The sequence below is a fragment of the Methylobacterium brachiatum genome, assembly GCF_900113845.1.
GTDB lineage: Bacteria > Pseudomonadota > Alphaproteobacteria > Rhizobiales > Beijerinckiaceae > Methylobacterium > Methylobacterium brachiatum.
Map to the genome: position 1 here is coordinate 1 of NZ_FOQW01000022.1, position 21,744 is coordinate 21,744.

The window sequence follows — 21,744 nt, forward strand, 5'->3', positions numbered from 1 at the left end:
AATTGCGTTGCGCCGGTCTGGTGGCTTGAGCGGCGTGCCCAGAACCCGATCCCATCTCGAACTCGGCCGTTAAACACGCCAGCGCCCATGGTACTGTGTCTCAAGGCACGGGAGAGTCGGTCGCCGCCAGACCCGCACAACGCAATCACACCATTCCCTCAGCACGATCACCGCGATCGGCCCCGGAGCCCGCCCCACAGGCGATCAGCCAGCCCGGACCAGCCGCACAACCTTGGCGCGGGGTGGAGCAGCCCGGTAGCTCGTCAGGCTCATAACCTGAAGGTCACAGGTTCAAATCCTGTCCCCGCAACCAAATCTCTTTCGACGACTCGACCCTTCGGAAAACCCGGCTCGCTAACGCGAGCCGGGTTTTCTGCGTTCGGGGCTATGCGTGCCTGCTTCGCTCGGTCGATCGGACGGCATCGTGGGTGCGAGCCTGTATTACGGGCCGCCGGCTCGGCCGGTTCCGGCCGGCGATCCGCGCGCGTCGCGGCCTCGAAGCCCGGCCACGGTCTCGCACGGGATGGTCCTCGCGAGACGGCCCCTCGCGGGGCGGGTCCAACCCTGTCCGCGGTGACAGGCCGAGGCCCGTGTTGCGTCGGCCTCCCGGGGGCGATGGGCACGCTGGGGTTGCGCAAGGCGTCCCCCCGTGCAGCCGGATTCACGCGGCGATGCGCGGCCCCGCCTTCCGTTCGCCCCGAAAAGAACCGATGCTGCGCCAGGCCAAGTCTCTATTGCGTCAAGCTCGGCCGGATCAGCCATGTAATAGCCGTCTCCGCCTCGACGTTTCGGTGGGCGCACCGACATCGATTGTGCACAAGCCATACTGCGGACAACCGTTTTCCTTGAGGTTGATCCCTCAATGTAGCGGTTCTTGCGCTGTTTCCGAATGTATAAGTCGATACCGAATTCGAGCCTTGACGGTTCATCGAAAAGCGATTGTATCTGCCCGCGGGATCGCGACGTTGTGCTTGCGTTCTCGACAGTTTCGACATCACGAAGAGGCGGCGGACAGGTTATGAATCGAGTCGAGGACGACAAAAGCCGCTTCGTTACGCTCGCATCCGAGATCGTCTCGGCCTATGTGAGCAACAATCACGTGCAGAGCGCGGATCTCCCGAAACTGCTCAACGACATCCACGGCGCGATCCGGGGCGTCTGCGTCGGGGCCCCGGCGGTCGCGGCCCCGAACAAGCCGAGCGCGCAGGAGATCCGGCGTTCGGTGACGCCCGACTTCCTGATCTCGTTCGAGGACGGGAAGCCCTACAAGACCCTGCGCCGCCACCTGACCCTGCGGGGCCTGACCCCGGAGGCCTATCGCGCCAAGTGGGGCCTCGATGCCGCTTACCCGATGACCGCCCAGAGCTATTCGGAGCAGCGCTCGCAGCTCGCCCGCTCGCTCGGCCTCGGCCAGCAGCGCCGGAAATCCGCCGCGCCGGCCGCCGAGCCGGAGGAGCCGGCCCCGGCGCCCACCAAGAAGCGCGGTGCCCGCCGCAAGGAAGACGCCTGACCGGGCCCGAACGCGGGCTTCCGGCAACGGTGTCGTGGGCCTGCCGCAATCGGCTCCGATAGCGTAAGGCCGCACGGCGCGCCGCCGATCGCACGGCGCGCCGACCTGCCGCCGGAGCCCTGCATGCTGACCCGCCTCGTCCTGCCCGCCCTCGTCGCAACCCTGCTGGCCGCCGGCCCCGCCGGAGCGCAGATGGCCCGCACCGAGGCCCCGGCCGCCCCGAAGGAGGGGACGGCCAAGACGGTCCCGCTCAGCCGGACCGACATCCAGCTCTCCTTCGCCCCGGTGGTGAAGCGGGCCGCCCCCTCGGTGGTCAACGTCTACGCCTCGCATGTCGAGAAGCGCTCCAACGCGCGCACCAGCGCCATGGAGGAGTTCATGCGCCGCTTCTTCGGCGAGCCGGAGGGCGGCCGCGGCCCCCGGGGCGACCGGGCCCAGCGGTCGCTCGGCTCCGGCGTGCTGGTCGATGCCGACGGCCTGGTCATCACCAACAACCACGTCATCGACAACATGAACGAGGTGCGCATCGCGCTCTCCGACCGCCGGGAGTTCGAGGCGACGATCGTGATGCGCGACACCCGCACCGACCTGGCGGTGCTCAAGCTCAAGGAGGCTCCGAAGAACCTGGTGCCGATGCCGTTCGGCGATGCCGACGCCCTTGAGGTCGGCGACTTCGTGATGGCGATCGGCAATCCGTTCGGGGTCGGCCAGACCGTAACGCAGGGCATCGTGTCGGCGCTGGCGCGCACGCAGGTCGGCTCGGCGGATTACCAGTACTTCATCCAGACGGACGCGGCGATCAACCCGGGCAATTCCGGCGGCGCCCTGGTCGACCTGCGCGGCCAGCTGGTCGGCATCAACACGGCGATCTACTCGCAATCCGGCGGCAGCCACGGCATCGGCTTCGCGATCCCCGTCGGCATGGTCAAGGCGGTGGTCGACGCGGCCCGCGAGGGCGCGAGCGTGGTGCGCCGGCCCTGGCTCGGCGCGCGCATCCAGAGCGTGACCCCCGACATCGCCGACAGCATGGGCCTCGACCATCCCACCGGCGTGCTGGTGGCGAGCCTGCAGCCCAAGAGCCCCGCGGACGAGGCCGGCCTGAAGCGCGGCGACCTGATCCTGACGATCGACGGCCAGGAGGTCGCCGACCCGGAGGCGTTCGGCTACCGCTTCGCGCTCAAGGGCGTCCAGGGCCAGACCCGGTTCGGGATCCTGCGCGGCACGGCCCGCCAGACGGTCACGGTCAAGCTCGCCCCCGCCCCGGAGACGCGCCCGCGCGACGTGCTCAAGGTGCGCACCCGCTCGCCGTTCCAGGGTGCGACCCTGGTCAACACCTCGCCGGCGGTGGCCGAGGAGCTGCAGGTCGATTTCCCGGCCGAGGGCGTGGCCGTGCAGGCCGTGGACGAGAACTCCATCGCGAGCCGGCTCGGCTTTCAGAAGGGCGACATCGTCGTGGCGGTCAACGGCGTGCCGGTGGCGACCACCAAGGACCTGGACCGGGTCACCCGCAACACCCTCAATTCCTGGGAGGTCGTGATCAACCGCAACGGCGAGATCATGACCTCGGTGTTCGGGGGCTGAGCCGGACGGGGCGCGTCCGGCTCATGGCCGTGGGCAAGGCCCGGATCCCGGGTTGCGCCCGCCGCCGGGCCCGGTGTTGATGCACGGATGTCCGACCTGTTCGCCTCCGCCGAGCCCCCATCGGGACCGGAATCCGGCCACGCCCCCGTCGCGGCGGCGAGCCGCCCGCTCGCGGACCGGCTGCGCCCGCAAAGCCTCGCCGAGGTCGTCGGCCAGGAGCACCTGACCGGGGAGGGCGGGGCGCTCACCCGCCTGCTGCGCGGAAGGAGTCTCGGCTCGCTGATCTTCTGGGGACCGCCCGGCACCGGCAAGACCACGGTGGCGCGGCTCCTGGCCCAGGGTACCGACCTGCATTTCGAGCAGATCTCGGCGATCTTTTCCGGCGTGCCCGACCTGCGCAAGGTGTTCGAGGCCGCCCGCAAGCGCCGGGCGACCGGGCAGGCGACCCTGCTGTTCGTCGACGAGATCCACCGGTTCAACCGGGCTCAGCTCGACGCCTTCCTGCCCGTGATGGAGGACGGCACCGTCACGCTGGTGGGCGCCACCACGGAAAACCCGTCCTTCGAGCTGAACGCGGCCCTGCTGTCGCGGGCCCGGGTGCTGCTGTTCCGGGCCCTCGACCCGGGCGCGATCGCGCGGCTGCTGGTCCGGGCCGAGGCGCTGACGGGCCAGGCCCTGCCGCTCACCGAGGAGGCGCGGGGCGTGCTGGTCCGGATGGCCGACGGCGACGGCCGCGCGGCGCTGACGCTCGCCGAGGAGGTCTGGCGCTCGGCCAGCCCGGGGGAAACTCTCGGCGCGGACGAGTTGCAAGAAATCGTGCAGCGGCGGGCGCCGATCTACGACAAGGCCCAGGAGGGCCACTACAACCTGATCTCGGCCCTGCATAAGACGGTGCGCGGCTCGGATCCGGACGCGGCGCTGTACTACCTGTGCCGGATGCTCGATGCCGGCGAGGACCGGCTGTTCATCGCCCGCCGGCTGGTCCGGATGGCGGTGGAGGATATCGGGCTGGCCGACCCCCAGGCCCTGGTGGTGGCCAACGCCGCCAAGGACGCGTTCGACTTCCTCGGCAGCCCCGAGGGCGAACTGGCCCTGGCCCAGGCCGCGATCTACCTGGCCTGCGCGCCGAAATCGAACGCGGTCTACACCGCCTACAAGGCCGCGACCCGGCTGGCCAAGGAGGCCGGCTCCCTGCCGCCGCCGCGCACGATCCTCAACGCGCCGACCAAGCTGATGAAGCGGATCGGCTACGGCGAGGGCTACCGCTACGACCACGACGAGCCCGACGCCTTCTCGGGCCAGGATTACTGGCCGGACGCCCTCGGGCGCCAGCACCTCTACGCGCCCACCGAGCGCGGCTACGAGACCCGCCTGGCCGAGCGCCTCGCCCGCTGGGAGGCCCTGCGCAAGGAGCGGCGCGGGGAAGGGTAGGGCGGCGTCACAGGTCGAGCGGCGCGTTGTCGATCACCTCCTTCATCACGAAGAAGGTCCGGGTCTGGCGCACCCCCGGCAGGCCGATCAGCGTCGCGCTGTGGAGCCGGTTGAAGTCGGCCATGTCGGAGACGCGGACCTTCAGGATATAGTCGAAGTCGCCGGCCACGAGGTGACAGTCGAGCAGCACAGGAATCGCCCGCACCGCCGCCTCGAACGCCGAGAAGCTCTCCGGCGTCGAGCGGTCGAGCACGACGCCGACGAAGACCAGGGTGCCCCGGCCGACCCGGGCCGGATCGACCAGCGCCCGGACCGCCCGCACGAAGCCCTCCGTGAACAGCCGCTGGATCCGGCGATGGCAGGTCGCCGCGCTGGTGCCCGACCGCTCGGCGATCTCGGCATTGGCCATGCGCCCGTCCGCCTGCAGCAGGCGCAGGATCTTGAGGTCGATCCGGTCGAGCCCTGCGGACATGGCGGTTTCTTTCGTTTTTTCGCCGATTTCCGGACGATTTCTCGTCCACTGCGGCAATCTATGCAAGTGGGCGGCCATCGGCAGGCCAAGATCGAGAGCACCTTTCAAGCCATCCGGGGTAGTTTTCTGCCGTAACCCGAAGGCGGCCGTGCCGGGTGGAAAACAATCCCGGCGGCCGGAAGACCCGGAGAGACCCGATGCTGCAAGATTTCGAGCGCTATCCCCTGACCTTCGGCCCGACGCCGATCGAGCCGCTCAAGCGGCTCACGGACCATCTCGGGGGCGAGGTCGAGATCTACGCCAAGCGCGAGGATTGCAATTCGGGCCTCGCCTATGGCGGCAACAAGCTGCGCAAGCTCGAATACATCGTGCCGGACGCGATCAAGAGCGGTGCCGACACCCTGGTCTCGATCGGCGGCGTGCAGTCGAACCACACCCGCATGGTCGCGGCGGTGGCCGCCAAGATCGGCATGAAGTGCCGGCTGATCCAGGAAGCCTGGGTGCCTCACGAGGACGCCGTCTACGACCGGGTCGGCAACATCCTCCTGTCGCGGATCATGGGCGCGCAGACGCAGCTCGTGGATGACGGCTTCGACATCGGCATCCGCGACAGCTGGAAGCGCGCGCTGGCCGAGGTCGAGGCCGAGGGCGGCAAGCCCTACGCGATCCCGGCCGGCGCCTCGGTGCACAAGTATGGCGGGCTCGGCTATGTCGGCTTCGCCGAGGAGGTGCGCAAGCAGGAGGCCGAGATGGGCCTGCGCTTCGACTACGTGGTGGTCTGCACGGTCACCGGCTCGACCCATGCCGGCATGCTGGTCGGCTTCTCCGCGGACGGACGCGCCCGCAACGTCATCGGCATCGACGCCTCCTGCACCCCGGCCCAGACCAAGGCCCAGGTCCTCGAGATCGCCCAGAACACCGCCGCCCTGGTCGGCGCGGGCGACATCGTCGCCGACGACGTCGTGCTCAACGAGGATTACGCCTACCCGGTCTACGGCGTGCCCTCGCAGGAGACCGTCGAGGCGATCCGGCTCTCGGCCCGGCTCGAGGGGATGATCACCGACCCGGTCTACGAGGGCAAATCCATGCAGGGCATGATCGACCTCGTGAAGAAGGGCTTCTTCCCGAAGGGCTCGAAGGTGCTCTACGCCCATCTCGGCGGCGCGCCGGCGCTGAACGGCTACAGCTACACGTTCCGCAACGGCTGAGGCCGGTCAGCCAAGCGCCGCACCTCCCGCATCCCCCTCATCCTGAGAGGGTGTGAGTCTTTCGGTTCTGCACCTGTGAAAGGCGCCGCGGCGCTTCTGGGACAATCCAGCCTGGCACACGAGCCGAGGCGGGACGTCTCCCGCAGGTTTTGGGCTGGGGTCGATGATCGAGCGCGACACGCCCCCTCTCCCGGGCGGGAGAGGGCTGGGGTGAGGGACCAGGCTTATCCGGAGAGGTCGCATCCCTCACCCTGTCCCTCTCCCGCACGGGAGAGGGGACCCGAGCCTGGTCCTAGGGCACAGGCCGGTCCGGGACCGCTCGGGTGCTCGGCTCGCGAGGCGGGTCGAAGGCCGACCGATCGAAAGACTCACAACCTCTGAGGCGCCTGCGCCAGCGGGCCTCGAAGGGGCCCTCTAGGAATCATGAGGCTTCTGGAGCCCTCTTTCGAGGCCTTCGCTCCGCTTCGGGACCTTATGATGCGGGTGTGGTTGGGAGCCGCGACTCCGGCGCGTGGCCCCCTATATGGCAGCGCCGGACCCGCATCGGAGAGAGCCTGGATGATCGTACCGGCACGCGCGCTGCTCCTCGGGCTTCTCGTCACCCTCGCAGGCCCCGGGGCGCGGGCCGCCTCGGGACCGGCCGTGGAGGCCGAGAACGGCATGGTGGTGTCGTCCCAGCGCCTGGCCTCGCAGGTGGGCGCCGACATCCTGAAGGCCGGCGGCAACGCCATCGATGCCGCGGTGGCGGTGGCCTATGCCGAGGCGGTGGTGAACCCGTGCTGCGGCAATATCGGCGGCGGCGGCTTCCTGGTTTTGCACCGGGCCGACGGGCAGAGCCGCTTCATCAATTTCCGCGAGAAGGCCCCCGGGGCGGCCAGCCGCGACATGTATCTCGACGCCGCCGGCAACGTCGTGAAGGGCGCGAGCCTGCGCGGTTGGAAGGCGGCGGGCGTGCCCGGCACCGTGCTCGGCCTGAACACCGCGCTCGCCGAATACGGCACCCTGCCGCTGGCCCGAGTGATGGCCCCGGCGGTGGCGCTGGCCCGGGACGGCTTCGTGCTCACCCGGGGCGACACCGACATTCTGGATTTCGGCGCGAAGCTGTTCGCCGGGCAGGCCAACGTCGCCCGCGTCTTCCTGCGCCCGGACGGCAGCTCGTGGCGGCCCGGCGACAGGCTGGTCCAGGCCGGCCTCGCCCGCACCCTCCAGGCCATCGCCGCGGGCGGCTCGGACGCGTTCTACACGGGCGAGATCCCCCGCCAGGTCGAGGCGGCATCCCGGGCGGGAGGCGGGCTGCTGACGGCGGCCGACTTCGCCGCCTACACGGTGACCGAATCCGAGCCGCTGAGCTGCCGCTACCGGGGCGCCACCATCCTGTCGGCGCCCCCGCCCTCGTCCGGCGGCACGACCCTGTGCGAGATCCTCACGATCCTCGACGGCTACGACCTGCGGGCGGCCGGCTTCAATTCCGCCCGGACCGTGCACCTGATGGTCGAGGCGATGCGGCGCGCCTTCGCCGACCGCAACATCCTGCTGGGCGACCCGGATTTCGGGCCCAACCCGGTGGCGCAATTGCTGTCGCCGGCCTACGCGGAGAAACTCCGGGCGACGATCCGGCCGGACCGGGCGACCCCGTCGGCGGATATCCGCCCGGCCCCCGAAAACCTCCCGCAGGAGAAGCCCGAGACCACCCATATCTCGGTGATGGACAGAGCCGGCAACGCGGTCTCGCTGACCTACACGATCAACGGCTATTTCGGCGCCGGGGTGATGGCGGGCGCGACCGGGTTCTTCCTCAACGACGAGATGGACGACTTCACGGTCAAGCTCGGGGTGCCGAACCTGTTCGGCCTGGTCCAGGGTGCCCGGAACGGGATCGAGCCGGGCAAGCGCCCGCTCTCGTCCATGGCGCCGACCATCGTGCTACGCGACGGCAAGGTCGCCCTGGTGGCGGGCTCGCCGGGGGGCTCGCGGATCATCACGATCAACGCCCAGACGCTGATCAACATGCTGGATTTCGGGATGGAGCCGCAGGAGGCGGTGGACGCCCCGCGCATCCATCACCAGTGGCTGCCCGACACGGTCTATGCCGAGCCGTTCGCGCTCTCGGCGGACACGCAAGGCATCCTGCGGGGCATGGGCCACACGATCGTCGAGCAGAAACCCTGGGGCGCGCAGGAGCTGATCGCGGTCCGCGCGGCCGTGCCGGATGCCGCCGACGTGGCCACCTCGGGCAACGACGCGACCCGCACGGAGCGGATGCGCCCGGGCCTGCTCTACGGCGCCAACGACAACCGCCGTCCGGCCGGTGCCGCCATCGGCGAGTAACGGGTTCCCAAAGGGCAAGCCCTTTGGCGGGGGTTCGGGGGGCGGAGCCCCTGAAGACAGCGGGACCTTAGCCCCGCTCGGCGGCTTCCCGGGCGACTTCGCGGAAACCGATGTCGCGCCGGCAGAAGCCCTCCGGCCAGTCGATCCGGGCCACCGCCGCGTAGGCGCGGTCCTGGGCGTCGGTGACGCTGTCGCCGAGCGCCGTGACCGCCAGCACCCGGCCGCCATCGGCGAGCAATTGCCCGCCCTCGGCCCGGGTGCCGGCCTGGAACACGAACACGCCGTCGCCCTCGGCCGCCTCGACGCCCCTTATCACCGAGCCCCGGACCACGGCGCCCGGATAGCCGGCCGCCGCCATCACCACGGTGAGGGCGGCCCGGTGCGCGTCGAATTCGAGCGTGATCCCGGAGAGGTCGCCCTCGCTGGCCGAGAGCAGGGCCGGCACGAGGTCGGAGGCGAGGCGGGGCATCAGCACCTGCGCCTCGGGATCGCCGAAGCGGGTGTTGTACTCGATCAGCTTGGGACCGTCCGCGGTGAGCATCAGGCCGGCGTAGAGGATGCCGGTGAAGGGGCAGCCGCGCGCCCGCATCCCGGCGAGCGTCGGCATGATGATCTCGGCCATGACCCGAGCCTCGATCTCCGGGGTCACTACCCGGGCCGGGGAATAGGCGCCCATGCCGCCGGTATTGGGCCCGCGGTCGCCGTCGAACACGCGCTTGTGGTCCTGGGCGGTGCCGAGCGGGATCGCCCGGGTGCCGTCGCACAGCGCGAAGAAGCTCGCCTCCTCGCCGAAGAGACATTCCTCGACCACCACCTCGGCGCCGGGCTCTTCGAAGAGCGACGTGAGGGCGTCCTCGGCCTGGTCCAGGGTCTCGGCGACGGTGACGCCCTTGCCGGCGGCCAGCCCGTCGGCCTTCACGACGATCGGGGCGCCCTGCCGGCGGACATAGGCGAGCGCCGGCTCGAGTTCGGTGAACCGCGCGAAGGCGGCGGTGGGGATGCCGCAGGCGGCGCAGAGATCCTTGGTGAAGCCCTTGGAGCCCTCGAGCCGGGCCGCGTCGCGGGTCGGGCCGAAGGTGCGGATCCCGGCGATCTTCAGGTCGTCGACCAGCCCGGCCACCAGCGGCGCCTCGGGCCCGACCACCACGAGGCCGATCGATTCCGCGGTGCAGAAGGCCGCCACCGCGGCGTGGTCGGTGACCTTGAGGTCCGGCAGGTTGGTGCCGTGCCGGGCGGTGCCGGGATTGCCCGGCGCCGTGAACAGGCGGGTACAGAGCGGGCTCTTGGCCAGGCGCCAGGCTAGCGCGTGCTCGCGTCCCCCCGAGCCGATCAGCAGAATGTTCATGCGCGCGCCACCATGGGCCCTGCTTCTGGGCCAAGCGTGCGGACGGGAAAAGGTTTTTTTCGGGCTGTCCCCGCTATGCCGGGATTTCCGCCCCGGCATCGTCCGGTCCCGAAAGCCGGCGGCCGCCGTTCGGGACGATGCCCGCCGCTCAGCAGCCGATGCACACACTCGTGTTGAGCCCGCCCCGGGGCGCCCGCGCGATCCCGTGCCGGCCGACCCGGCGCCCGCCATAGACGCCGTAGACCGGCGCGTGCGGCTGGAACTGGACGTTGCGCTGGAGCTGCTGGTTCAGCGTGTTGTAGTCGGAGACCCGCTGCTGGTTGAGGGTGCGGATCTGGCTCTGCAGGGCGAACGAGGCGTTGGCCGCGTTCGGGTCGTTCGGCTGCACCTGCGCCCGGGCGGCGCCCGCCGGGAGGGCGAGCGCCAGGGCGAGGAACGCGCGGGGGAAAGCGCGCATCTGTCTCTCCGTGATCAGGCCTGAATATTGTCCATCCCATCGACGCATCCAGGCTCGATCAGGTTCCTGGCCGCGTCAACCCGGCACGACCGGCGTCTTCGTCTGCGACAGGGCGTCGATCTGCTTGGGATCCAGCCCGGTATGGGCCTGCACCAGGGGATGCGGGGTCAGCGCCAGCCACTGGTTCAGCGAGATGTCGGCGTAGCGCGGGCTCTTGAACATCTCCAGGAAGGTCAGCGTCGTGTCGCCGGTATTCTCGATGTAGTGGCCCATGGCATAGGGCACGTAGCCGACGTCGCCGGCCTGGTAGTCGAAGGTGCGGGCCTTCGATTCCGAGCCGAACACCGTCATCCGGCCCTTGCCCGAGAGGTAGTACTGCCACTCGTCGCTGTTGGGGTGCCAGTGCAGCTCGCGCAGCCCCCCGGGCTCGACCTCGACCAACGCCGCCGCGATCGTCACCGAGGCCGGGAACACCGTGGAATCGGTGATGCGCACGCGCCCGCTCCTGGTGCGGATCGGCTCCTGCGCCAGCATCCGGTGGCTGAAGGTCTTCGGGACGTCGCCGGCGCCGCCCATCTTGTCGGCCGCGAGCGGGCCGGGCGTCGGCCCAGGGAAGATGTAGAGCTCCTTCTCGGGGATCTTGGCCAGCGCGCTCTCGGGCACGCCGAGGTTCTTGGCCAGGATGTCTTTCGGCGTGTGCGCCAGCCAGTCGGTCAGCAGGAAGGTCGAATCCTCCGAGAAGCCGCCGTCGTCGAACACCAGCAGGAATTCGCAGCCGTCGACGCCGTCGGCGGCGAGCCCCTGGATCGAATGCGGGATGCCGCCCGGGAAGTACCAGAGGTCGCCCTCGCCGACATCGTCCGCGAAGGTGCGCCCGTCCTGGTCGACCGCGGTGATCCGGGCCTTGCCCTTGATCATGTAGGCCCACTCGGCCTCCTTGTGCCAGTGCATCTCGCGGACCACGCCGGCCTTGAGCCGCATGTTGACCCCGGCCATGGCCTTGGAGATCGGCAGCTCGCGCACCGTGGTCTGGCGCGCCCAGCCGCCCTCTTCGAGGCGCATGTGGCTGTCGCTGAACGACCATTTCAGGTTCGGCATCGTGCCGTGGTCGGTGGCCGGCGGCGCCTGGGTGAAGGGCTCCTCGGCGGCCCGGGGGTCGTTGGTCGGGCCCAGGATGTCGGCGCCCTTGGAGCCGCGCCGGGGCAGGGGGGCGGCAGGAGCGGTGGCGGTCTGGGCCAGGGCGGGGGACGCCATCATCGCACCGCCGGCGGCGGCGATCATGGAGCGCCGGGAGATCTCGGTCATCGCGTCTCGGTCTGTTGAAGCGCGCCGTCGAAGCGGGGACCGGTTCGGCGTCCGCGCGCGGTGGAACACGGGCGCGGAGCCAGGCTCGCTCGCCCTACGATCGGGCCGCTCCGGCTCCGTCGCGAGGGTAACCGGCCGGTTCAACGGAGGATCCAGCACATGATCGTGCGCTGCGGCATCTCGCCCGGACCCCGGGCGTGGTCTATGAATTGAATACGATATTGGATGTGCTCCGGTCGGCGGGCGCCGGCCGCAGGGCGGGGCGCCTCTGCGACGGAGGACGTTCGGCGCGACCCGAGGACCAGGATGGCGGACCGGGACAGTTCAGCCGCGCGCGAGGCCGGCGGCCCCGCGCGACGCGGCCGCCTGTGGGTCGGCCTGCTGGCGCTGGCGGGAATCGGGCTCCTGGGCTACCGCCACTGGCCGGACCCGTCCCGGGCGGCGACCCCGCCGTCCCAAACGGCCCCGAAACCCCAGACCGTGCGGGTCGCCAAGGCCCAGCGGGCCTCCGACACGCTCAGCCTCACCCAGACCGGCACCGCCCAGGCCTTCGACACGGCGAGCCTCTATCCCCGGGCCACCGGCTACATCGTCGAGCGCAAGGTCGATATCGGCTCGCACGTGAAGAAGGGCGACCTGCTGTTCCGGATCAGCGCGCCGGATCTCGACCAGCAGCTCGTCCAGGCGCAGGCGCAGGTGCTGCAATTGCAGGCGGCGCTGATCCAGGCGCGCGCGATGGTCGACCAGGCCGAGGCCAACCGCCACCTCGCGGACGTGACCAACCGGCGGACCTCGACGCTCGCCGGCACCGGGGCCGAAACCCGACAGAACGCCGACACCTCGCAGGCCGGGGTGCTGGCGCAGAGCGCCAATGTCGACGCCGTCAAGGCGGCCGTGAAGGTCGCGGAGGCCAACATCGCCGCCCAGGAGGCCCAGGTCGCCCGGCTCAAGGTGCTGACGGGCTTCGAGGAGATCCGGGCGCCGTTCGACGGGGTCGTGACCACCCGCAACACCGATGTCGGCGACGCGGTCACGGCGGACACCAATACGGGTGCGCCGCTGCTGACGCTGGCCCGGGACGACGTGCTGCGCCTGGCGGTGAACGTGCCGCTCTACGCGGCCGACGGCGTCCGCGACGGCCTGGAGGCCAAGGCCGAGGTGGCGCAGCTCCCCGGGAAGGTCTTCCCGGGCCGGGTCTCGCGCTCGTCGACGACCCTGCTCCACGCCTCCCGCACCCTGGTGACGCAGGTCGACATCCCCAACCCCGACCGCGCCCTCCAGGCCGGCCTCTACATCACCCTGACGCTGGCGATCCCGCGGGTCTCCCCCGCCGTGACGGTGCCGAGCGACGCCCTGATCTTCGACCAGAACGGCACCCGGGTGGCGGTGGTGGAGGCGGGCCAGGACGGGAGCCGGCGGGTGCGGATGCGCCCGGTCACGATCTTCCGCCAGACCGGGTCCACGCTGGAGCTGCGCACCGGCCTCGACGGCGGCGAGCAGGTCGTGGTCGGCCCGCCGGCCTCGCTGCGCGACGGCGACGCGGTCGCCCTGCGGGCGGAGGGCAAGGCCGGGACGTGAGCGGCGGCCGTCATGAGGCCGATGCCTCCGTTTCGGGCAGCGTGAGCTGGGCGAGGATCGCCTCCAACGCCGCCCGGCTCCGCTTCAGGCTTTCGATGCGGTCATCCACGCGGCCGATCTGGCGACGCACCGTCATCCGCAGCTCGTCGCACGGCTCGAACGCCCCGCGCGTATCCAGCGCGCAGGGAAGGAAGTCGCGGATGACCGGCAGTGTCATGCCGGCGGCCCGAAGCAGGGTGATCCGGATGACAGCCTTCACCTCGTCCGGACCGTAATCCCGGTAGCCGGACGCTGTCCGGCCCGGTTTCAGCAATCCCTGCGCCTCATAAAAGCGCAGCATGCGGATGCTGACGCCCGACTGTCGTGACAGTTCGCCGATCCGCATTGCCCTTGACCCTGACATGGCTGTCACGGTTTATGGCCAAGGCTCGCCGACGTGAAGCACGCGGGAGCAAGCCCATGCGCGAAACCTTTCAATTCCACACGCTGATCGAGGATCGGATCGCGGAGGCGCCCGACCTGGCCCCGCTCGCATACGCGGGCTTTGCCCATTTCACCGCCATGCAAGTTCGTGACGGCCGTGTCCGAGGCTTCGACCTGCATCTCGACCGCCTACGATCGGCCTCCTTGATCCTGTTCGGCCGCGCGCGGCCGGATGAGATCATGCGGCGGTCGATTGGCGGTGCCGTCGCGCGGGGACCGGCTGCGATGTCGCTGACCGCCACCCTGTTCTCGCGCCGCGGCGAGTTCACTCCCGCTGGCGACCCTTCCGATCCGAGCATCCTGATTCGGACCGGCTCAGCCTCGGATGGGCCCACCGGGCCGCTGCGGTTGGCCGCCGTCGAACACGAGCGCTGGCTTCCCGGGATCAAACATGTCGGCGAAGCTGCCAAGACCTACTTCCTCCGCGAGGCGGTGAAGCAGGGCTGCGATGACGCGCTGTTCATTGATCGCACGGGCCGGATCAGCGAGGCGACAATCTGGAACTTGGCCTTCTGGGACGGCGAAGCCGTGATCTGGCCGGAGGCAGACCTGTTGCCCGGCGTGACGATGGGCATCCTGCGACGGCAATTGGCTGGGCTTGGGATCGTCCAGCGCAGCGCGCAGGTTCGGGTGGATGCCCTTGGGGCTCTGACGGGTTGTGTCGTGATGAACTCTTGGACACCCGCCGTTGCCGTGAGCGCTATCGGCACAGCGACGTTCCCTCAATCCGATACGCTGGTCGCGATGCTGCATCGTGCCTATCGTTCAGAGGCCCTGCTTCCGATCTGAACCTGATAGCCGTGGTGAACCGCACAGCTTGAGGCCAGCTACAGCGAAGATAAGCCGCCCGACTCGGGGCATTGCGCGGGTATTCTGTCCGGCAGCCCCCAAGATCCACCCTTTTCTTCCGGATCAAGAGAGCGGGTTCCATCGCAATGGCAGTCAAACTCCTGGGATTGCTGACCGCTATACTGGGCTTAGCCCTGATCGGCTTCGGATACAAGCTTGCGTCGGTCGGCGGATCGGCGTTCTACGTCTGGATCGGCCTCGGCCTGCTCGGCGCCGGGATCCAGCTCGCCCGGCGCCGCCAGAGCGGGTTCTGGCTCTACGCGCTCACCCTGGCGGCCGCCTTCGCCTGGACGATCCAGGAGGTCGGCTTCGACAAGTGGCAATGGATCCCGCGCGGCGCGCTGATCCTGTTCCTCGGCCTGCTGCTGTCCCTGCCGTTCGTGCCCGGGGGCTTGCGGAATGCACCGCACGACCCGTGGGCGCCGAGCCTGCGGAACGGCCCGCTGGCCCTGCGCGCCGTCGTGGCGCTCCTGGCGATCCTGGGTGTCGCGGCCTGGTTCGTCGATCCGGTGGAGACGAAGGGCAACCTGCCGAAGGTCGCGCAGGCCGGCAACGCCGCCATCGACCCGAGCGGCGTCCCCTATCCGGCCGACGACTGGGTCGCGTATGGCGGCACCAATCTGGGCCAGCGCTACTCGGCGCTGAAGGACATCGATACCGGCAACGTCCGGAGCCTGAGGGTCGCCTGGGAGCACCATACCGGCGACCTGCGCGAGGGCGACAGCAAGGATTCGAAGGAATACACCTTCGAGGCGACGCCCATCAAAGTGAACGGGCTGCTGTATCTCTGCACCCCGCACAGCATCGTCCAGGCGCTGGAGCCGGAGACCGGCAAGCTGGTCTGGGCCTTCGATCCCAAGATGCAGCGGGACGCCCAGTACCAGCACCAGACCTGCCGCGGCGTGTCCTACAACGACTCGGCCGCCTACGCGCCGCCGGCCGAGGCCGATCCGGCCACCGCCCAGGCGGCCGCGGCGGCCATCGCCGAATGCCCGCGCCGGATCATCGCGGCCTCGGTGGACGCCAAGCTCTACGCCCTGAACGCCGATACCGGCGCCCCGTGCAGAAGCTTCGGCACCGACGGCGCGGTGGACCTGAAGGCGCAGATGCCCGGCCTGCAGCGGGCGACCTACCAGCAGACCTCGGCGCCGCTGGTGACCCGGGACCTCGTGATCCTCGGCAGCGCCATCGCCGACAATTACTACGCGACCAACCCGTCGGGAGCGATCCGCGCCTACGACGTGCGCACCGGCGCGATCGTGTGGAAGTTCGACGCCGGCAAGCCCGACGACACCGCGCCGCTCAAACCGGGCGAACTCTACGAGCCGAACTCGGCGGTGGCCTGGACCCAGCTCTCGGCCGACGAGAGTTTGGGCCAGGTCTACGTGCCGTTCGGCAACCGCTCGCCCGACCAGGTCGGCGTGTCCCGGTCCAAGACGGACGAAGCCTTCATCGACGCCCTGGCGGCCCTCGACCTCAAGACCGGCCGGCTGATCTGGAAGTTCCAGACCGCGTATCATGACCTGTGGGACCGGGATAACCCGTCCCAGCCGGTGCTGCTGACCCTGCCGCACAAGGGTGAAGCGGTGCCGGCGATCCTGATCCCGACCAAGATCGGCAACATCTGGGTCCTGGATCGCCGCACGGGCGAGCCGATCGTGCCGGTGGAGCAGATGAAGGTCTCCACCCAAACCGACATCCCGGGCGAGACCCTGTCGCCGGTCCAGCCGATGTCGGCGCTGAACTTCACCCCGGCGCCGCTCACCGAGGCGGCCATGTGGGGCACGACGCCGTTCGACCAGATTCAGTGCCGCATCGCGTTCCGGTCGAACCGCTACGACGGCAACCCGTTCACGCCGCCCCAGGCGTCGGGCGGCTCGATCGTCTGGCCGGGCAATATCGGGGTGTTCAACTGGGGCTCCGTGGCCGTCGATCCGGTCAACCATTGGATGATCGCGACGCCGCAATACCTACCCTACATCTACCAGCTGTACCGGCGCCCCGCGGGCGAGCCGAACAAGCGGCTGTTCTCGACCGATCCGGAATCCAAGCCCGGCAACGAGAATCTCGGCGGCCCCTACGCGGTGTCGATCGCCCATATGCGCTCGGCCCTCGGCGTGCCTTGCAACGCGCCGCCCTGGGGCGTGCGGGTCGGGGTGAACCTCGCGGACGGCACCACGGCGTGGAAGCACCGCAACGGCACGGTGGCGGGCCAGAAGGTCGCCGGCCTCGCCGTGCCGATCCCGTTCGAGATGGGCATGCTGGCCCATGGCGGCACCCTGACCACGGCCGGCGGCGTCGCCTTCGCGGGCGCAACCCTCGACGACCTGATCCGCGGCTACGACATGCAGACCGGCGAGACCCTCTGGTCCATGAAGCTGCCCGCGGGCGGCCAGGCGACGCCGATGACCTACCGGGGCAAGGACGGGAAGCAATACGTGGTGATCGCCGCCGGCGGTCACGGCTCGCTCGGCACCACGCCGGGCGACTCGGTCATCGCCTACCGGCTCGACTGAGCGCCCGGACGGGGATCCCAAAGGGCTGAGCCCTTTGGCGGGTCGTCAGGGCGGAGCCCTGACAGGTCAGAGACCTTTCGGATCCATCAGCTTCGCCCGCGCATCCGTGCGGGCGAGGCGGGCCAGCAGGTATTCGATCTCGGCCCTGGCCTGCGGGGTGAGCGCCTGGGACGGCTTGCGCTGAGCGTCAGACGAAAAAATCCCCCGGCGCTGGAACACGTATTTGCGCACGGCGAGCCCCAGCGGGCCCTGCTGCTGCTCGTAGCGCAGGTAGGGCAGGTGGGCGTCGAACAGGTCGTGGGCCGCGTCGCGCTCGCCGGCCCGGCCGAGGCGGACCACGTCGACCAGCATCTCCGGGAAGGCGTAGCCGGTATTGGCCCCGTCGGCCCCGCGCTCGGTCTCGAAATCCAGGAACAGGCCGCCATTGCCGACCAAGATCGCGATGTGGCGCATCGAGCCGTCGGCCTCGAAGCCCCGCAAGGTCGAGATCTTCTCCAGCCCCGGCCAGTCCTCGTGCTTGAGCATCACGCAGGACGGGTTCTCGGACACGATCCGGCGGATCACGCCCGGGGTCATCTGGACCGAGAAGGTGAGGGGGTAATCCTGCAGGACGAAGGGCACGTCCGGCCCGATCGCCTCGACGGCGTTGCGGTAATAGCCGACCACCTGGTCGTCGGTGCGCAGGGTGTTCGGCGGCGCGATCATCACGCCGGCCGCGCCCATCGCCATCACCTCGCGGGCGAGCGCCCGCATGGCCGCGAAGCCCGGCGCCGTCACGCCAACGATCACCGGCAGCCGGGTGCGCCCGAGGACCTGCTTCGCGACGGCGAGCCCTTCGTCATGGTCGAGCTTGCCCGCCTCGCCGAGCTGGCCGAGGATGGTCAGGCCGTCGACGCCCGCGGCCCCGAAAAAATCGGTCATCCGGTCGAGGGAGACCGCGTCGATCCGGCCATCCGGGTGGAACGGCGTCGGGGCGATCGGCACGACGCCGCGGAGATCGCTGGTGAGGGGCATGCCGGTTCTGTCCTCCGTCGCGCGGCAAGGGGGCAGCCGAGGGGGCGGCCGCGCGGGCGGGGATCATAGGGCATCCCGCGAAAAGGTGATCGCCGGCTGTGCCAAAAAGATCCGGCGCCGTCAGGGCCGGGCCTCGGCCGGCCGGACGACCGGCTGCTGCCCGGCGCGGGGGCGGGCGGCCCGACCGGAGCGCCCGGCCAGGGCCACCGAGCCCTGCTGCAGGGCGATGAAGGCGAAGAGCAGCAGGCCGGTGGCGATCTTGGTCCACCAGCTCGACAGGGTCCCGTCGAAGGTGATCGCCGTCTGGATCAGGCCGCCGATCATCACGCCGAGGAACGTGCCCAGGATGCCGCCCTGGCCGCCGGTGAGCAGCGTCCCGCCGATCACCACGGCGGCGATGGCGTCGAGCTCGACGCCCACCGCCGAGAGCGGGGTGCCCGAGGCGGTGTCGAGGGAGAACACGATCCCGGCAAGCGCCGCGAGCAGGCTCGACAGGGCGTAGATCGCGATGGTGTTGCGCCCGACCCGCACGCCCATCAGCCCGGTGGTGTGGCGGCTGCCGCCCAGCGCGTAGACGGTGGCGCCGAAGCGCGTGGCGTGGAGCAGCACCCCGCCCACCAGGAAGACGGCCAGCATCACCCCCGCCGTCAGGGTCAGGCGCCCGCCGCCGGGCAGGCTCAGGGACAGGTCGGCGACCGCGCTGTAGAGGGGCGCGTTGATCGGGACCGACTCGGTGGAGAGCAGGAAGCCCGCGCCCCGGGCCAGGAACATGCCGGCCAGGGTCACGATGAAGGGCGGCATCTCGAAGACGTGGATCAGCGCGCCCATCGCGGCGCCGAACAGGGCGGCGGCCCCGAGCACGATCGCGAAGGCGGCGAGGGGCGGGATCCCCCAGCGCTCGATGGCGAGCGCCAGGAACACCGTGGTGAACCCGACCACCGAGCCGACCGAGAGGTCGATGCCGCCCGAGATGATCACGAAGGTCGTGCCGACCGCGACGATGCCCAGGAAGGCGCTGTCGGTGAGCAGGTTGCCGACCACCCGGGTGGTCAGGAAGGCGGGGAACTGCGTCGCGCAGAGACTATAGCCGACCGCGAACAGGAGCGCGGCGACCAGGACCGGAAGGTTGCGGCTCATCACGGCTTCCGCAGCAGCAGGGTCAGGCCCGAGAGGCGGGGCGACTGGAGCAGGAGCACCGCCAGCACCACCGCCGCCTTGACCACGAGGTTCAATTCCGGCGGCAGGCCGGAGAGCAGGATTCCGGTGTTCATCGCCTGGATGATGAAAGCGCCGAGCACCGCCAGCCACAGGCTGAACCGCCCGCCGAGCAGGGACGAGCCGGCCACCACCACGGCCAGGATCGCGTCGAGCTCCAGCCACAGGCCGGCATTGTTGGCGTCCGCGCCCAGGATGTCGGCGGCCGCGACCACGCCGGCCAGCGCCGCGCAGAGGCCGCTCCAGGCATAGACCGCCACCGTCACCGACCGTGTGTCGATGCCGGCGAGCGCGCTGGCCCGGGCATTGCCGCCGGTCGCCTCGATCATCAGGCCGAGCGCCGAGCCGCGCACCAGGGCGAGCGTCAGGAGGAGCATGACGAGGACCAGCACCACCGGCATCGGCACGCCGAGCAGGGCTCCCCCGCCCAGGAAGGCGAGATCGGGCGACGTGAAGGTGACGATGCGCCCCTCGGTGATCAGCTGGGCGATGCCCCGGCCGGCGACCATCAGGATCAGGGTGGCGACGATCGGCTGGATCCGCAGGCTCGCCACCAGCAAGCCGTTCCACAGCCCGCAGGCGAGCCCGGTGCCGAGGGCGGCGGCGAGGACCACCGGCAGGGGGTAGCTGTCCGCGAGGCTGGCCGCGACCGCGCCCGCGATGGCCATCACGGCGCCCACCGACAGGTCGATGCCGCCGGTGGCCACCACCAGCACCATGCCGAGCGACAGGAGCGCCACCGGCGCGCCGCGGTTGAACACGTCGACCAGGCTGCCGAACAGGCGCCCGTCCTGGAGATGCACCGCGAGGAATTGCGGCGAGGCGAGCCGGTCGGCCAGGAGCACGGCCGCGAAGGCGAGGAGCTGGGGCGCTCCGGAGCGAAGGACGCGCATCAGGCGGGTTCCGGGACCAGTGCGGGCGCTGCCTCGGCAGCGATCGCCCGGAGGATGGCGGTGAGGTCGACCGCGCTGCCGGCGAGCTCGGCCACCTGGGCCCGGTCGCGCATCACGATCACCCGGTCGGAATAGGTCACGATCTCCTCGAGCTCCGAGGAGATCACCAGGAGGGCGAGCCCCTCGTCGCAGAGCCGGCGGATCAGCCGGATGATCTCCGCATGGGCGCCGACATCGATGCCGCGGGTCGGCTCGTCGAGGATCAGCAGGCGCGGCTCGGTGGCGAGCCAGCGCGCCAGCAGCGCCTTCTGCTGGTTGCCCCCGGACAGGAGCCCGATCGGCCGCTCCGGATCGGGCGGGCGGATGTCGAGCATCGCGATGAAGTCGCGGGCGATCTTGTCCTGGGCCGCCCGGCCGAGGGGCCGGAACGGGCCGCGCCGGGCCTGCAGGGCCAGCACGATATTCTCCCGCACCGTCAGGTCGGCGACGATGCCCTCGGTCTTGCGCTCCTCCGGGCAGTAGCCGAACCGGTGGCGCAGGGCGTCCCGGGGCCCGCCGATCTGGACCGGCTTGCCGTCGAGCCGGATGCGGCCGCGATCGGCTCGCTCGGCGCCGAACAGCAGGCGGGCGGTCTCCGTCCGGCCCGAGCCGAGGAGGCCCGCGAGGCCCACCACCTCGCCGCTGCCCACCGTGAGGTCGATGGGCTGGAGGTAGCCGGCCTTGCCGAGCCCTTCCGCCTGCAGGACCGGCGTCCCGGATCCGGCGCGGGCCGGCCGGTCCGCCTGCTCCACCCGCGCCTCGGTCTCGGCGAGGTCGTGGCCCAGCATCGTGTGCACGAGCTCGATGCGCGGGAAGTGCGCGGTCTCGCGCTCCGTCACCAGCCGGCCGTTGCGCAGGACCGTGATCCGGTCGGTGATCGCGTAGACCTGCTCCAGGAAGTGGGTCACGAAGACGATGCCGATCCCCCGCTCGGCGAGGCGGCGCATCACGCCGAACAGCACCGTGACCTCATGGGTGTCGAGGCTCGCGGTCGGCTCGTCGAGGATCAGCGCCCGGGCCGAGAGATCCACCGCCCGGGCGATCGCCACGAGGTGCTGCACCGCCACCGGGTAGCGTCCCAGCGGCGCGCCGACATCGATCGACAGGCCGAAATCCGCGAGCAGCGCGACCGCGCGCCGGCGCATCTCCCGGTTGCGCACGAGGCCGAACCGGGTCGGCTCGCGGCCGAGGAACAGGTTCTGGGCCACGGTGAGGTTCGGCAGCAGGCCGACCTCCTGGTAGACCGTGGCGATGCCCGCCCGCGCCGCGGCTTCCGCCGAGCGCGGGGCGATCGGCTCGCCGTCGAGCCAGACCTCGCCGGCATCGCGCCGGACGACGCCGGTCAGGGTCTTGATGAAGGTCGATTTGCCGGCGCCGTTCTCGCCGAGGAGGGCGTGGATCTCTCCCCGGCGCAAGGTGAAGTCGACCCCTGCGAGGGCCTGGTGCCCGGCAAAGCTCTTCGAGAGCCCACGGACGGTGAGCAGGACGGAATCGGACACGATGCGATCGCAGAGGTCGGG

17 protein-coding genes, 1 tRNA gene and 1 rRNA gene are annotated in these 21,744 nt (G+C 70.4%); 10 read left to right on the top strand and 9 right to left on the bottom strand.

Annotation, left to right across the window (positions count from 1 at the left end):
* The first annotated feature begins 16 nt into the window (after nucleotides 1-16).
* The 5 genes from rrf (at nucleotide 17) to BMZ47_RS23750 (ending at nucleotide 4,522) form a co-directional block, all read left to right on the top strand.
* Nucleotides 17-132 (top strand): 5S ribosomal RNA (rrf, locus tag BMZ47_RS23730).
* Between the two features lie 104 nt (nucleotides 133-236).
* Nucleotides 237-313, top strand: a tRNA-Met gene (locus tag BMZ47_RS23735).
* 705 nt (nucleotides 314-1,018) lie between these two features.
* The gene (locus tag BMZ47_RS23740; protein WP_091864476.1) at nucleotides 1,019-1,510 is read left to right on the top strand and encodes a Ros/MucR family transcriptional regulator; all 492 of its coding nucleotides are present in this window, start codon (nucleotides 1,019-1,021) and stop codon (nucleotides 1,508-1,510) included.
* A 123-nt stretch (nucleotides 1,511-1,633) separates the two neighbouring features.
* Nucleotides 1,634-3,091: a DegQ family serine endoprotease gene (locus tag BMZ47_RS23745; protein ID WP_091864477.1), complete on the top strand. Its 1,458-nt coding sequence runs from the start codon at nucleotides 1,634-1,636 to the stop codon at nucleotides 3,089-3,091.
* 87 nt (nucleotides 3,092-3,178) lie between these two features.
* On the top strand, nucleotides 3,179-4,522 hold the full coding sequence (locus BMZ47_RS23750; protein ID WP_091864478.1) for a replication-associated recombination protein A: 1,344 nt from the start codon (nucleotides 3,179-3,181) through the stop codon (nucleotides 4,520-4,522).
* A gap of 7 nt (nucleotides 4,523-4,529) precedes the next feature.
* Here BMZ47_RS23750 and BMZ47_RS23755 read toward each other — a convergent pair whose 3' ends face one another.
* Entirely contained in the window at nucleotides 4,530-4,994 is a 465-nt protein-coding gene (locus BMZ47_RS23755; protein ID WP_007560463.1) for an Lrp/AsnC family transcriptional regulator, read from the bottom strand.
* Between the two features lie 197 nt (nucleotides 4,995-5,191).
* Between BMZ47_RS23755 and BMZ47_RS23760 the strand changes: the two genes are divergently transcribed.
* Complete coding sequence (locus tag BMZ47_RS23760) at nucleotides 5,192-6,202, top strand: 1-aminocyclopropane-1-carboxylate deaminase (protein ID WP_007560465.1); 1,011 nt, start codon at nucleotides 5,192-5,194, stop codon at nucleotides 6,200-6,202.
* 558 nt (nucleotides 6,203-6,760) lie between these two features.
* On the top strand, nucleotides 6,761-8,530 hold the full coding sequence (gene ggt, locus BMZ47_RS23770; RefSeq protein WP_091864480.1) for a gamma-glutamyltransferase: 1,770 nt from the start codon (nucleotides 6,761-6,763) through the stop codon (nucleotides 8,528-8,530).
* Nucleotides 8,531-8,597: 67 nt separating this feature from the next.
* Here ggt and purD read toward each other — a convergent pair whose 3' ends face one another.
* From purD to BMZ47_RS23785, 3 genes are all read right to left on the bottom strand, one after another.
* Complete coding sequence (purD, locus tag BMZ47_RS23775; RefSeq protein ID WP_091864481.1) at nucleotides 8,598-9,875, bottom strand: phosphoribosylamine--glycine ligase; 1,278 nt, start codon at nucleotides 9,873-9,875, stop codon at nucleotides 8,598-8,600.
* Between the two features lie 148 nt (nucleotides 9,876-10,023).
* Nucleotides 10,024-10,332, bottom strand: a complete 309-nt coding sequence (locus BMZ47_RS23780) for a hypothetical protein (protein ID WP_091864482.1) — start codon at nucleotides 10,330-10,332, stop codon at nucleotides 10,024-10,026.
* 75 nt (nucleotides 10,333-10,407) lie between these two features.
* Nucleotides 10,408-11,637, bottom strand: a complete 1,230-nt coding sequence (locus BMZ47_RS23785; protein WP_091864483.1) for an oxalate decarboxylase family bicupin — start codon at nucleotides 11,635-11,637, stop codon at nucleotides 10,408-10,410.
* A 306-nt stretch (nucleotides 11,638-11,943) separates the two neighbouring features.
* Between BMZ47_RS23785 and BMZ47_RS23790 the strand changes: the two genes are divergently transcribed.
* Nucleotides 11,944-13,215, top strand: a complete 1,272-nt coding sequence (locus BMZ47_RS23790; RefSeq protein ID WP_007560475.1) for an efflux RND transporter periplasmic adaptor subunit — start codon at nucleotides 11,944-11,946, stop codon at nucleotides 13,213-13,215.
* Between the two features lie 10 nt (nucleotides 13,216-13,225).
* On the opposite strand, the gene BMZ47_RS23795 is transcribed toward BMZ47_RS23790, so the two are convergent.
* Nucleotides 13,226-13,600, bottom strand: a complete 375-nt coding sequence (locus tag BMZ47_RS23795) for a MerR family transcriptional regulator (protein ID WP_091864484.1) — start codon at nucleotides 13,598-13,600, stop codon at nucleotides 13,226-13,228.
* A gap of 74 nt (nucleotides 13,601-13,674) precedes the next feature.
* Between BMZ47_RS23795 and BMZ47_RS23800 the strand changes: the two genes are divergently transcribed.
* Together BMZ47_RS23800 and BMZ47_RS23805 are read left to right on the top strand one after the other, a co-directional pair.
* Nucleotides 13,675-14,487 carry an aminotransferase class IV family protein gene (locus tag BMZ47_RS23800; RefSeq protein WP_091864485.1) on the top strand — a complete coding sequence of 271 codons (813 nt, stop codon included), beginning with the start codon at nucleotides 13,675-13,677 and terminating at the stop codon, nucleotides 14,485-14,487.
* A 146-nt stretch (nucleotides 14,488-14,633) separates the two neighbouring features.
* Complete coding sequence (locus BMZ47_RS23805) at nucleotides 14,634-17,063, top strand: membrane-bound PQQ-dependent dehydrogenase, glucose/quinate/shikimate family (RefSeq protein ID WP_091864486.1); 2,430 nt, start codon at nucleotides 14,634-14,636, stop codon at nucleotides 17,061-17,063.
* Between the two features lie 66 nt (nucleotides 17,064-17,129).
* On the opposite strand, the gene BMZ47_RS23810 is transcribed toward BMZ47_RS23805, so the two are convergent.
* From BMZ47_RS23810 to BMZ47_RS23825, 4 genes are all read right to left on the bottom strand, one after another.
* Nucleotides 17,130-18,077: a dihydrodipicolinate synthase family protein gene (locus BMZ47_RS23810; protein WP_091864487.1), complete on the bottom strand. Its 948-nt coding sequence runs from the start codon at nucleotides 18,075-18,077 to the stop codon at nucleotides 17,130-17,132.
* Nucleotides 18,078-18,197: 120 nt separating this feature from the next.
* Entirely contained in the window at nucleotides 18,198-19,214 is a 1,017-nt protein-coding gene (gene yjfF, locus BMZ47_RS23815; RefSeq protein WP_091864488.1) for a galactofuranose ABC transporter, permease protein YjfF, read from the bottom strand.
* A complete protein-coding gene (locus BMZ47_RS23820; protein ID WP_091864489.1) occupies nucleotides 19,214-20,185 on the bottom strand; it encodes an ABC transporter permease in 972 nt (323 codons plus the stop codon). Before BMZ47_RS23820 ends, yjfF begins: the two co-directional genes overlap by 1 nt.
* Nucleotides 20,185-21,723, bottom strand: coding sequence for a sugar ABC transporter ATP-binding protein (locus BMZ47_RS23825; RefSeq protein ID WP_091864490.1), 1,539 nt, complete (start codon nucleotides 21,721-21,723; stop codon nucleotides 20,185-20,187). Before BMZ47_RS23825 ends, BMZ47_RS23820 begins: the two co-directional genes overlap by 1 nt.
* Between the last annotated feature and the right edge of the window lie 21 nt (nucleotides 21,724-21,744).